Raw genomic sequence first — 13,715 nt, forward strand, 5'->3', positions numbered from 1 at the left:
GGCCCCAACACAGAAGCAGACGGGAGTCAGCTTACATTAATGTGCAAGTTGGGGATACAACAATAAAGGAATACTTTTTCTTTAGAAATTAGTATTTCTTATGTATAAGTTTTGCTCATGTATTCCTATTTTTAAGTACACTTTAGCCACAGCTAATGTGTAAGAACCATTATATAATAAGTCATTAGTGCTTCTTTATCATTTCTATCCCAGCTTCAAAATTTACAATAAAATATATCTATAAACCTAGAAGAATCAACGCTTTTGTTGATTCTTCTTTTTAGTAGATAAATAGGTAAATCTACTTTAACAAATAACTAAATAGTGATATTATTACATTGTAAGCGTTTCAACATTTTTGTGGAGGGTGTAAAATGACTAACGAAAGAAAAGAAGTTTCAGAGGCTCCTGTAAACTTCGGTGCGAATTTAGGTCTAATGTTAGATCTATATGATGACTTTTTACAAGATCCATCATCTGTACCAGAAGATTTACAAGTCTTATTCAGCACAATTAAGAATGATGACTCAATTGTACCAGCTTTAAAAAGTACAAGTAGTCAAAATAGTGACGGAACAATTAAACGTGTCATGCGTTTAATTGATAATATTCGCCAATACGGGCATCTTAAAGCCGATATTTATCCTGTAAATCCTCCTAAAAGGAAACATGTACCTAAATTAGAGATTGAAGACTTTGATTTAGATCAACAAACTTTAGAAGGTATATCAGCAGGAATTGTTTCAGATCACTTTGCCGACATTTATGATAATGCTTATGAAGCAATTTTAAGAATGGAAAAACGTTACAAAGGACCAATCGCGTTTGAGTATACGCATATTAATAATAATACGGAGCGTGGTTGGTTAAAAAGAAGAATTGAAACGCCATATAAAGTAACGTTAAATAATAACGAAAAAAGGGCACTATTTAAACAATTAGCTTATGTTGAAGGTTTTGAAAAATATCTTCATAAAAATTTCGTTGGTGCAAAGCGCTTTTCAATTGAAGGGGTAGACGCGCTTGTTCCAATGTTACAACGAACAATCACAATCGCCGCTAAAGAAGGTATTAAAAATATACAAATAGGCATGGCTCACCGTGGACGTTTAAATGTCTTAACGCATGTTTTAGAAAAACCTTACGAAATGATGATTTCAGAATTTATGCATACAGATCCAATGAAATTTTTACCTGAAGATGATAGTTTGCAGTTAACTGCTGGTTGGACTGGAGATGTAAAGTATCATTTAGGTGGCATAAAGACAACTGACTCTTACGGTACAACTCAACGAATCGCATTAGCTAACAATCCAAGTCATTTGGAAATTGTTGCACCGGTTGTAGAAGGTCGAACAAGAGCGGCTCAAGATGATACACATCGTGCTGGTGCGCCGACAACTGATCATCATAAAGCAATGCCAATAATCATACATGGTGATGCTGCTTATCCTGGACAAGGCATTAACTTTGAGACAATGAACTTAGGTAACTTGAAAGGTTATTCAACGGGCGGTTCATTGCATATCATTACGAACAATAGAATTGGTTTTACAACTGAACCAGTCGATGCACGTTCAACAACTTATTCTACTGATGTGGCAAAAGGTTATGATGTACCTATTTTCCACGTCAATGCTGATGATGTAGAAGCTACAATTGAAGCTATTGACATTGCGATGGAATTTAGAAAAGAGTTCCATAAAGATGTTGTGATTGATTTAGTAGGTTATCGTCGTTATGGTCATAACGAAATGGATGAACCTTCAATTACGAATCCTGTTCCTTATCAGAATATTCGCAAACATGACTCTGTAGAATATGTGTTTGGCAAAAAGCTTGTTAATGAAGGTGTTATTTCGGAAGATGAAATGCATTCGTTTATAGAGCAAGTACAAAAGGAATTAAGACAAGCGCATGATAAGATTAATAAAGCTGATAAAATGGATAATCCAGATATGGAAAAGCCAGCAGATCTTGCATTACCTTTACAAGCAGACAAACAATCATTTACATTTGAGCATTTAAAAGAAATAAATGAGGCGTTGTTAACATATCCGGATGGCTTTAATATTTTGAAAAAGTTAAACAAAGTTCTTGAGAAGCGTCATGAGCCGTTTATTAAAGAAAATGGTTTAGTCGATTGGGCGCAAGCAGAACAACTTGCATTTGCTACGATTTTACAAGATGGCATACCAATTCGATTAACTGGTCAAGATAGCGAACGTGGTACATTCAGTCATAGACATGCTGTGTTGCATGATGAGCAAACAGGTGAAACATATACACCGTTACATCATGTCCCTGATCAAAAAGCGACATTTGATATACACAATTCTCCGCTTTCAGAAGCAGCAGTAGTTGGCTTTGAATACGGTTATAATGTGGAAAACAAAAAAAGTTTCAATATTTGGGAAGCGCAATATGGTGATTTTGCCAATATGTCTCAAATGATTTTTGACAACTTCTTATTCAGTTCTCGCTCAAAATGGGGAGAACGTTCAGGATTAACATTATTCTTACCTCATGCATATGAGGGACAGGGGCCTGAACATTCATCAGCAAGATTAGAGAGATTTTTACAATTAGCTGCTGAAAACAATTGCACAGTTGTAAACTTATCTAGTTCAAGTAATTATTTCCACTTATTGCGTGCACAAGCAGCTAGTTTAGATTCTGAACAAATGCGACCATTAGTTGTTATGTCACCAAAAAGCTTATTGCGAAATAAAACTGTTGCAAAACCAATTGATGAATTTACTGCTGGTGGGTTTGAACCAATTTTGACAGAATCATATCAATCGGATAAGGTTACAAAAGTTATTTTAGCAACAGGGAAAATGTTTATTGATTTAAAAGAAGCTTTAGCTAAAAATCCAGATGAAACGGTATTATTAGTAGCAATTGAAAGATTATATCCGTTCCCTGAAGAAGAAATTAAAGCACTATTAGAACAGTTACCTAAACTTGAAGAAGTGTCATGGGTTCAAGAAGAACCTAAAAATCAAGGTGCATGGTTGTATGTTTATCCATATGTTAAAGTACTGGTATCAGATAAATATGATTTAAGTTACCATGGTAGGATTCAAAGAGCAGCACCAGCTGAAGGTGACGGCGAGATTCATAAACTTGTTCAAAGTAAAATTATAGAAAACGCATTAAAAAATAACTAGGGGGAAATAAGTCATGCCAGAGGTTAAAGTTCCAGAATTAGCAGAATCTATTACAGAAGGTACCATTGCAGAATGGTTAAAAAACGTTGGGGATAGCGTAGAAAAAGGTGAAGCTATTCTTGAATTAGAAACTGATAAAGTAAATGTCGAAGTAGTATCAGAAGAAGCAGGTGTACTTTCTGAACAACTTGCAAGTGAAGGTGACACGGTTGAAGTAGGTCAAGCAATTGCTGTCATTGGCGAAGGCAGTGAAAATGCTTCAAATGAGTCAGAAAAAGATAAAGATAAAGATAAAACTCCACAACAAAAAGAAGAAACAGAGAACAATAAAGCAGAGAAAGTTACGGGTGATGATTCAATCGAATCAAAAACATCTGATGAAAATCAACAACGTGTTAACGCTACACCTTCTGCTCGTCGATATGCGCGTGAAAATGGTGTGAATTTAGCTGAAGTAAGTCCGAAAACAAATGATGTGCTTCGTAAAGAAGATATTGATAAGAAACAACAAGTACCAGCTCCAACTTCACAAAAAGCACCTGCTAAAGAAGAGAAAAAATACAATCAATATCCAACAAAACCAGTTATTCGTGAAAAAATGTCACGTAGAAAGAAAACAGCTGCTAAAAAATTATTAGAAGTATCTAATAATACAGCAATGTTAACGACATTTAACGAAGTTGATATGACTAATGTAATGGAATTACGTAAACGTAAGAAAGAACAGTTTATGAAAGATCATGATGGCACTAAGTTAGGATTTATGTCATTCTTTACTAAAGCATCTGTTGCAGCATTGAAGAAATATCCAGAAGTCAATGCAGAAATTGATGGTGAAGATATGATTACAAAGCAGTATTATGATATTGGTGTAGCTGTATCTACAGATGACGGATTATTAGTACCATTTGTTAGAGACTGTGATAAAAAGAATTTTGCTGAAATTGAAGCAGAAATTGCAAATTTAGCAGTGAAAGCAAGAGAGAAAAAACTTGGTTTAGATGACATGGTAAATGGTTCATTTACAATTACAAATGGTGGTATTTTCGGTTCAATGATGAGTACGCCAATTATCAACGGTAATCAAGCTGCAATTTTAGGTATGCACTCAATCATTACAAGACCAATTGCGATTGATCAAGATACAATTGAAAATCGTCCAATGATGTATATCGCATTAAGCTATGATCATAGAATTATTGACGGTAAAGAAGCAGTTGGTTTCTTAAAAACTATTAAAGAATTGATTGAAAACCCAGAAGACTTATTATTAGAATCTTAAAATCATAATATTTAAGAACATAGCGGCAATTTTTACAAGTCGCTATGTTCTTTTATTTTTATAAAACTAGATAATTGTTGAAAGACTTAATCAATTATAACTATAATATTATTATGTTAACTGTTAACACAAATTTGTTCTTAAAAAGAAATACACTTTTCACATATGAATCTATAATCAAAATCAACTGACCGGTATTCTATAATTTATGATTAAAATAAGTTATAATATATTCGTAAAGATAAAGATAGAGGTGGCTATAATGTGTGGACTTAGAAGCATTACATTAGGTACAACAAATATTGAACAAACTAAACATTATATGGTTGACATATTAGGGTTAAATTATGAAGAACTACTTGATAATTCAATTCGCTTTGGCGATGCTGATATTAGTGCAGGAACAAGACTTCAATTTATACAAGTTCCAAGTGAACAATTATCTGATACGCATTTTGTTGGTATCGGACTACGTACACCTAGCGACTTAGGTTTAGAAGAGTATGCAGAAATATTATCAAGTAAAGATATTCCATTTACAACAGTTAAAGAATTAAATGGTAATAAATATTTCAGCTTCGAAGATAACAATGGTCATATTTTCTCAATATATTCAAACGAGAATAATTATGGCGTAGGTTTAGGTATGCCTTCTTTCGAAAGTACTGTCAATCCGTTACATCAAGTACAAGGTTTAGGACCAGTTATTCTTAAAGTGAACCATGTCGATATCACAGCACAAATTTTAACGAATATATTCGGTCTTGAAGTATTTGCAGAATACCAACCATTCGATGATGCTGATTACCATGTTCAAGTTTTTAAAATTGGTGAAGGTGGTTTAGGTGGCGAGATCCATTTGATGCCTACTGACAAAGAAATTGAGATGCCAGAATATGGTGCAGTTGATCAAGTTGAATTCGAAACGAAAGATAAAGATTACTTTAACCAAGCGAAATTACGTTTAGATGAGGTCGAAATTCCTTATCAAACACTTGAACAAGAAGATATAGAATCAATTAGAATTACCGAAAATAGTGGATTATCTTTTATATTCACTTTACAAAAATAATTATTTACGATAGTGAGGAAGAATTATATGTTACATGAAACTTGGAAAGATCATACACCTATTAAGAAAGTAGAAGTTATAAATACCGATGCCAAGAAATTTACAGTATCTGATATGTTAACTATAGGTAAACAGTATGATGTTATCAATGAAACTGAAGAATATTATCAAATTATTGATAATTCAGGATTAGTTGGTGGCTATTATAAAACATATTTCAAAGAAGTATAAGCTTAACTATTGAAATAAATCCTAATATGAGATTTTCATTTGCTAAATTTGTTAAAATATAATCAATTCAAATTTCATGAATTGTAATTTATATCAGAATAGAATAGTAAACTAAGGCATTTGGATACATTTTCCGTGTCTTAGTTTTTTACTTTATTTAAAGGAGAATGTTTTAAAAATGTCACTTAAACACTATAAGAATTCAGATTCAACTGTTTTTAATGATGCAAAAGCATTATTTGATTTAAATAAAAATATTTTGCTGAAAGGTCCAACTGGTTCTGGGAAAACAAAGTTGGCGGAAACCTTAAGTGAAGTTGTTGATACACCGATGCATCAAGTGAATTGTTCTGTAGATTTAGATACAGAAAGTCTATTAGGCTTTAAAACAATTAAAACAAATGCTCAAGGTCAACAAGAAATTGTCTTTGTTGATGGTCCAGTTATCAAGGCGATGAAAGAAGGACATATTTTATATATTGATGAAATCAATATGGCTAAACCAGAAACCTTACCTGTACTGAATGGTGTGCTAGATTATCGTCGACAAATTACAAATCCTTATACTGGTGAAGTCATTAAGGCTGCACCAGGTTTTAATGTGATAGCAGCAATCAATGAAGGATATGTTGGAACATTACCAATGAATGAAGCATTAAAAAATCGATTTGTCGTTATTCACGTTGATTATATTGATGGGGATATTTTGAAAAATGTTATAAAAGAACAAAGTTTGTTGCAAGAAGACAAACAAATTGAACAAATTATTAAATTTAATGAAGATTTACGCACAATGTCTAAGCAAGGGCAAATTTCTGAAGAAGCCGCAAGTATTCGTGCATTATTAGATTTATGTGACTTATTGACTGTTATGCCAGTTGAACGAGCAATAAAACGTACAATTATAGATAAATTAGAAGATGAACGTGAACAACAAGCAATTTACAACGCTGTAGAATTAAATTTTTAAAGAGGGATAAAATATGAGTGATCGTTTCATAAAATTTAACGACGAACAGTTAGACGCGAAACAAGTTATGATGTTGCAAGACTTAGCGCGACTTCTATTAGAAAATGAACAAACACAAGTTAAAATTCAAAAGTTCCCTTATTATAATCCAATTCAAAATGTATTAATTACAAGTTGGTTTTGGTCACATCGACCCAGCCATATCGAAATGGCTGGCTTAAAAACGGATGTTATGTTAGCGGCTTATGGATATCAAATGATGGATATTTCAATTGTTAATGAAGTAGCAAATGATGAAACATTTAAACATCCTAAATTTTATCAACAACTCTTTAAATTATTAGAAGATATGCGTGTATTTAATACAATAAAGGAGCAACGACCAAGTACTGCTAAATTGGTTAATCTTCGTTTAGCTACTCGTATTGCTTATACAGAATCTCAAATAAAAGTTTATCGTACTAAAACACAATATACAGATTTATTATTTTTGTATTTAGAACATGCATTTTTAAGTCAAGATTTCTTTGATATACCATCTATACATTCAGATTTAGATGATATTTTAGTTAATATGTTCTTATATTTACCTAATTTTTTCCAAAATCAAAATTCTGAAGATAATATGTATCTAGTTCAACGCATCATGTATCAAGTGGATCACATTTTAAAAGAAGATATGTTGAACGAATATTATTACTTACCAAAAACATTATATGAAACATTAGCTAGTGAAGATTTTGATGAATTGAAGAGAACGGATGCAAGCCAAGTCGATGGGCAAGATGATACTTCAGAAGATGATGATAACCAAAGTGAAAAAGCTGACTCTAAATCTGCAGATAGTGAGTCAAAAGGCGGTGCCTATTTAGAAATGGAGCTTCACGAAGGACAAAATAGTGAAACATTGGGTGATGATGAAGCACGTGAAGGCGATGCTACAGACGATATGACTGATATGATGACCAAAAAGGGCAAAGGATCAAACGATACGCTAAATCGTGAAGAAGGCGATGCTGTTGGTCAAAGCCAGGCATTTCAACTTGATGGTGTGAACAAAAATGTAGAAATAAAATGGCAAATTCCTGAAATTGAGCCACAATATGTATTAGAATATCAAGAATCGAAGCAAGCTGTTCAATACGAAATCAAAGATTTAATTCAAATCATTAAGAAAACAATCGAAAGAGAGCAACGTGATGCTCGTTATAATTTAACTAAAGGGCGATTACAAAAGGATTTAATTAATTGGTTTATCGACGATCAGTATAAATTGTTTTACAAAAAACAAGATTTAAGTAAATCATTTGATGCGACGTTTACATTGTTAATTGATGCGTCAGCAAGTATGCATGATAAAATGGCTGAAACGAAGAAAGGTGTTGTGTTATTCCACGAGACGTTAAAAGCATTGAACATTAAACATGAAATTTTATCATTCAGTGAGGACGCCTTTGATTCAGACGAGCATGCACAACCAAATATCATTAATGAAATTATTAACTATGATTACTCAACCTTTGAAAAAGATGGCCCACGTATTATGGCACTTGAACCTCAAGATGATAATCGTGATGGTGTTGCTATTAGAGTTGCAAGTGAACGATTAATGCGTCGAAATCAACATCAACGATTTTTAATCGTATTTTCAGACGGCGAACCGTCTGCATTTAATTATAGTCAAGATGGTATTATTGATACGTATGAAGCTGTAGAAATGTCACGTAAATTTGGCATTGAAGTATTTAATGTATTTTTGAGTCAAGATCCAATAACTGAAGATGTTGAACAAACAATTCATAATATTTATGGTCAATATGCTATTTTCGTTGAAGGTGTTGCGCATTTACCTGGACATCTTTCTCCATTATTGAAAAAATTACTACTTAAATCTTTATGAATAAATTTAAAATATGAGTTTATGTGAAATTGTGAAATTAAGCTAGCCAACTAAAAATGCCTTCTATGCTAAACTCCATATGTATTTCTTGCCAAAGAAAACATAAGGAGTTAGTACGGAATGGACTATACATAACCTAACACGGATAGATTTACATTCATAGCAGCATATTAAATCTAGAATCTTTCAGTTAAAGAGATTTCAAGTAGATAGAAACGTTCTAAACAGACAATATATAACGTAATCTATGCTCTTAAGTCAGGTATATCTGCACTTGAATATCATCAAGAATGCAAGTAAAGAAAATCTAATTGCGGCCGAGGCCGACATGGAATACTACTCCTAAAAGAACAGTCAAGCTTATATCCATGAAAATGTAGTTGATAGATGGACACCTGACACCATTATTATCAGAGGTGAACACAGGACTGATTCTTCTGATATAAGAATTTACGGTATGTTTAGGGAAAACTACCTAGGGAGATCCAAAACTAAATGGACTACGCCCAAATTTAAGGGCAAACCACATGATGGTTCTAATTAGAAGTTAATAAATAGCAAAGGAAAAAGAATAACTTCTTTAATTAAAGAAGGGAAAATCTTAAGGGAAAAGGGTGTTATAAATTATGCGTTTTGATATAAATAGTTCGGACATAAAAAAGTTGAATTTTTCTAAAATAAAAAACGCAATTCATTTAAATTTAAGTGGCGATAAATACCAGTTATTGGATAATGGCAATACTATTAATAAAGCTTATTTTTTGGCTGTATATGAAAATGCGATTAACATTTTTGAGGATTTATTTTCATCCTCTGATTCTATAAATTTGGTTCATGTTGTATATGTATATAATGAACCATATAAGAAAACAAATATAATAAAAAAATTCACATCGTTAACAATAGATAAATTATATTACTTTAAAGAATATATGTTTGTGATGGATGAAAATATTTTGTGCGGAGAGTTTTCATATAAGTGTACCCTAAAAGATATAAAATATAAAAAATTGTTAAAAGCTATATCCAATCAAGACTTTAAAGGCTTAGTTCCAAATATCAATCAGAACGATACATATTCTGAAATATATATAATTAATAATACTAAAAACTTAATATATCATTTATATGATGATAGGGGACTCTGGTTAGCTTTTAATAATGATGAAGATTATGCAAGATATTCTGAAAAATATAACGATTTAATATCAGTATTTGATTTTGAAGATATTTAATTTTTTATCTAACAAATGACAAATTATTAAAAGTAGCTATTTTAATTACTGGCGTTAAAAAACAGTAAAGTAGTGATTTATCTTAATTTGACTATCTAAAAATTGTGAACAAAAGTCATCTATTACTAGCTAAAAAGTAAATTTGAAGAATTTTATTTTCTGTCACAGTCTGATTTAAACAACACATTTGTTTTAATCCTGCTATGTACAACATATTTCATGTAGACTCTTTATTATTTTTTGTGCTAAAATATTTACTTGTAAATTATTTCGTGTTTTCAAAAAAGGAGTAACTCTATGAATAAAAATACATGGGTCATTGGGTTTACGCTCTTCGCTATGTTTTTTGGCGCAGGCAATCTAATTTTTCCTCCTAATCTCGGATTGGATAGTGGTCAATATTTTTGGCCTGCCATTTTAGCGTTTGTTCTAACTGGGATTGGTTTACCATTACTAGGTGTGATTGTAGGTGCACTTGATAAAGAAGGATATATTGGTGCATTAAATAAAATTTCACCTAAATTTTCAATAATGTTCTTAATTATTATTTATTTGACTATCGGACCACTTTTCGCAATACCAAGAACTGCATCTACATCTTTTGAAATGACAATTACACCAATTATACATAGCAACAGTAGTATCGCTTTATTTATATTTACGATTATCTATTTCATAGTCGTTTTGTATATTTGTTTAAATCCATCTAAGTTAATCGATCGTATTGGTTCATTATTAACACCATTGTTATTGATTACTATTTTAGCGATGATTATTAAGGGATACATAGACTTTAGCGGCAATAATGCTGGAAAGGGCAATGAAGCTCTCTATCATTCTAATTTTTCAAGTTTTGCCGAAGGATTCACTCAAGGCTATTTAACAATGGATGCCATTGCAGCAATTGCTTTTTCAATGATTGTTGTTAATGCAGTAAAACTAACAGGTATTACAAAAACGAATCAAATTTTCAAACAAACTTTGACTGCTGGTTTAATTGCGGCCGTTGCTTTAATTTTCATATATATATCATTAGGTTATATTGGTAATCATATGCCGGTAAGTGACATGATGTTAGATCAATTGAAATCCAAAGACCGAAATATTGGGACATATTTATTAACGACAATGGCTTCAACAGGATTTGGTTCATTTGGAAAATATTTATTGGGCATCATTGTGGCATTGGCATGTCTTACTACAGCATGTGGGCTTATTGTTGCAGTTTCTGAATATTTCCATAGAATCGTACCAAAAGTATCATATAAAGCATTTGTGTTAATATTCATTCTAATGAGTTTTATTATTGCTAACCAAGGTTTAAATGCTGTTATATCAATGTCAATCCCAGTATTAAGCATTGTATATCCAGTAGCAATAACTGTTGTATTATTAATTTTAATTGCCAAATTCATACCAACAAAACGTATTACGCAACAAATTCCGGTTATTATTGTATTTATATTGTCGATTTTCAGTGTTATTAGTAAGTTAGGTTGGCTGAAAATTAACTTTATTGAATCATTGCCTTTAAGAGCATATTCTTTAGAATGGTTCCCAGTGGCAATCTTTGCAACGCTTTTAGGCTATCTAGTTGGTAAATTTGTAAAACAAGATCCAATTAAATATCAACAGGAATAATGAATAATATAAAAGGAAGCATCTCCAATTCAATGATAGGATGCTTCCTTTTGTTATTACCTAATTCGTAATTTATGATTGTTTATTAGGTCCTTTAATATTCACTAAATGTGACTTTAAATCTTGTTCTAATTGTTGTAATTCTTTTTCAGCTAATTGTCGTTCTTCGCGACCCTGTTGTTGAATAATTAGAGTTTCTTCAATTGTTTCAATAATATTATTCTGCGTACGTTTCAATGTATCGAGGTCGACTATGCCACGCTCATTTTCAGTTGCAGTTTCAATTGCATTTTGTTTAAGCATTTCCGCATTGGCTGTTAATAAGTCATTTGTTGTATCTGTAACAGCTCGTTGTGCTGCAACTGCATTTCGTTGTCTCATAAGTGTTAACGCAATGGCTATTTGGTTTTTCCATAAAGGAATACTTGTTAAAATAGAGCTTTGAATTTTTTCAGCAAGTGCTTGGTTAACATTTTGAATCATTCTAATTTGTGGCGCAGTCTGCAACGCGATTTGTCTTGAAAGTTGTAGATCGTAAATTCGTTTATCTAGTCTATCTATAAATTGTTGCATATCTGCAACTTGTTGAATATCCATTTGGTTAGTTGACTGATGCGCTTGCTCTTGCAATTTTGGAAGGGTTTCAGTTTCCAATTGTAATTTTTTCTGTTGTGCTGCAATAATATGCAACGATAAGTCATCAAAATATTGCTTATTTTTATCATATAATGTGTCTAATAACTCAATATCTCTTGTTAAATGACTTTGATGTTTCTGAAGTTGGATTGTTATACGATCAACTTGAGCACTGACAGATTGCATTCTTGAAAAAATTTCATTGATAGAAGACTTGGCTCTGCTAAAGATTTTTTTAAACAGAGATGGTTTATCAGTATTTAACTCATTTGGATTAACTGACTTTAGTTTTGACATTAAATCTGACAAAGTATCTCCAATAGGACCAACATCTTTACTTTGTACTTCATCCAACATTTGATGTGAAAATTGAGACATTTGTTTTTGTAAATCAGAACCAAACGCTAATAAACCTTCATTGTTTAAAGGGTTAATTTGTTTACTGATTGTGTCTACCTGTTTTTGTTGTTCAATTGTTAACTTTTCTTTTTGAATAGTAGTATTCGATAATTCTTTATCGCTTATAAAATCATCTAGTGGATGGTTTTCTTTGAAACTTTTATTTTCAGTCATCAATAATCTCTCCAATAGTTGCTATTTTACATCAATCTTGATGATGCTTTTGATGTAACTTATTTAATTCCATTTCAATATCTAAACGTTCATAATCATCTTCGTTGAGACGCTTTAAATCAGCGATTAATGTTCGTTTGACCTCATCCAAAGTAATTCGTGTTTGTTCTAATTTTTGTTGTTCATTAATTGATTTTTTTGGCATTTTTGCTAGACGTGTATATGCATCAACCAAATTTAATGCATTATCAATATGAGAATAAAAAAAGCCTTCAACTTTATAAAATGATGCAGGTCTCTGTCTAACTGTCGTATAAATAGAACGTGAAATTTGGTATATATCATTAATCTGCCTAAAATCTTTAATTGATCTTATATTGACATACGTTTTTAAAATACCTCTAAGCTTTTGGTGTGTATGATTTAACTGATTTCGAATATAGCGATAGTCTTTTCTAGTCAAACCAATTTCGTTTAAATATTTGCGTGAAGTGAGTTTTTGTATCGGTAGGTATGTCATTAAAAAGCCAACAATACCAATAGACATATCAATTAAAAAAGATACATCAAGTGCAATCATCCCAAATATGCTTGTTAAAAACGCTACAGGAATTCCCACTAACACCCCAAATATATGAGAAATATTATATCTCACTGTCATCTTCCTTTATTTAGCATTTTATATTGATCTAAAATCTGATAATGTTTGATTAGGTTCTAGTTCTTCTAAATGATGATTTGTCACATCAGATGCTGGTGAGGCACCATCAATTACGCTTTGTATAAATTTCTCTATATCTTTTTCATCCCCTTGTGCATATATCTCTACATAATCATTTACATTTTGAACAGTTCCGACTATGCTATATTTCATTGCAATACGCTGAGTAAAATATCTAAATCCGACGCCTTGTACGCGCCCAAATACTTGTAAAAGTATATGTCTCATATTTACCACCTCATATTGTTATTATACGGAGTTTTACTCAAAAAAACTAATAA

General features: G+C 31.7%; 11 protein-coding genes. 8 read left to right on the forward strand and 3 right to left on the reverse strand.

Annotated features, from left to right (window positions below; genetic code table 11):
* Nucleotides 1–374 precede the first annotated feature (374 nt).
* From CD116_RS06890 to brnQ3, 8 genes are all read left to right on the forward strand, one after another.
* Entirely contained in the window at nt 375–3,173 is a 2,799-nt protein-coding gene (locus CD116_RS06890; RefSeq protein ID WP_047550728.1) for a 2-oxoglutarate dehydrogenase E1 component, read from the forward strand.
* A 13-nt stretch (nt 3,174–3,186) separates the two neighbouring features.
* Complete coding sequence (gene sucB / locus CD116_RS06895) at nt 3,187–4,455, forward strand: dihydrolipoyllysine-residue succinyltransferase (RefSeq protein ID WP_047550725.1); 1,269 nt, start codon at nt 3,187–3,189, stop codon at nt 4,453–4,455.
* Nucleotides 4,456–4,717: 262 nt separating this feature from the next.
* Nucleotides 4,718–5,527 carry a VOC family protein gene (locus tag CD116_RS06900; RefSeq protein WP_047550722.1) on the forward strand — a complete coding sequence of 270 codons (810 nt, stop codon included), beginning with the start codon at nt 4,718–4,720 and terminating at the stop codon, nt 5,525–5,527.
* Nucleotides 5,528–5,554: 27 nt separating this feature from the next.
* The gene (locus CD116_RS06905; RefSeq protein ID WP_047425485.1) at nt 5,555–5,758 is read left to right on the forward strand and encodes a DUF6501 family protein; all 204 of its coding nucleotides are present in this window, start codon (nt 5,555–5,557) and stop codon (nt 5,756–5,758) included.
* Nucleotides 5,759–5,936: 178 nt separating this feature from the next.
* A complete protein-coding gene (locus CD116_RS06910) occupies nt 5,937–6,728 on the forward strand; it encodes an ATP-binding protein (protein WP_047550719.1) in 792 nt (263 codons plus the stop codon).
* A gap of 13 nt (nt 6,729–6,741) precedes the next feature.
* Complete coding sequence (locus tag CD116_RS06915) at nt 6,742–8,628, forward strand: VWA domain-containing protein (protein ID WP_047550716.1); 1,887 nt, start codon at nt 6,742–6,744, stop codon at nt 8,626–8,628.
* Between the two features lie 626 nt (nt 8,629–9,254).
* Nucleotides 9,255–9,863, forward strand: a complete 609-nt coding sequence (locus CD116_RS06925; RefSeq protein ID WP_047550713.1) for a DUF3885 domain-containing protein — start codon at nt 9,255–9,257, stop codon at nt 9,861–9,863.
* Nucleotides 9,864–10,160: 297 nt separating this feature from the next.
* A complete protein-coding gene (gene brnQ3, locus CD116_RS06930; protein ID WP_047550710.1) occupies nt 10,161–11,504 on the forward strand; it encodes a branched-chain amino acid-like transporter carrier protein BrnQ3 in 1,344 nt (447 codons plus the stop codon).
* Between the two features lie 72 nt (nt 11,505–11,576).
* Here the strand turns inward: brnQ3 and CD116_RS06935 are convergent, their stop codons facing one another.
* Genes CD116_RS06935 through CD116_RS06945 form a run of 3 tightly spaced genes read right to left on the reverse strand, consistent with a single transcriptional unit; the run spans nt 11,577 to nt 13,662 of the window.
* The gene (locus CD116_RS06935) at nt 11,577–12,713 is read right to left on the reverse strand and encodes a toxic anion resistance protein (protein ID WP_047550707.1); all 1,137 of its coding nucleotides are present in this window, start codon (nt 12,711–12,713) and stop codon (nt 11,577–11,579) included.
* A gap of 31 nt (nt 12,714–12,744) precedes the next feature.
* Entirely contained in the window at nt 12,745–13,374 is a 630-nt protein-coding gene (locus CD116_RS06940; RefSeq protein ID WP_001788788.1) for a 5-bromo-4-chloroindolyl phosphate hydrolysis family protein, read from the reverse strand.
* A gap of 18 nt (nt 13,375–13,392) precedes the next feature.
* Entirely contained in the window at nt 13,393–13,662 is a 270-nt protein-coding gene (locus CD116_RS06945; RefSeq protein WP_047550704.1) for an acylphosphatase, read from the reverse strand.
* Nucleotides 13,663–13,715: the final 53 nt, after the last annotated feature.

The organism is Staphylococcus schweitzeri, from assembly GCF_002902405.1.
In the GTDB taxonomy this organism is placed as follows: Bacteria; Bacillota; Bacilli; order Staphylococcales; family Staphylococcaceae; genus Staphylococcus; species Staphylococcus schweitzeri.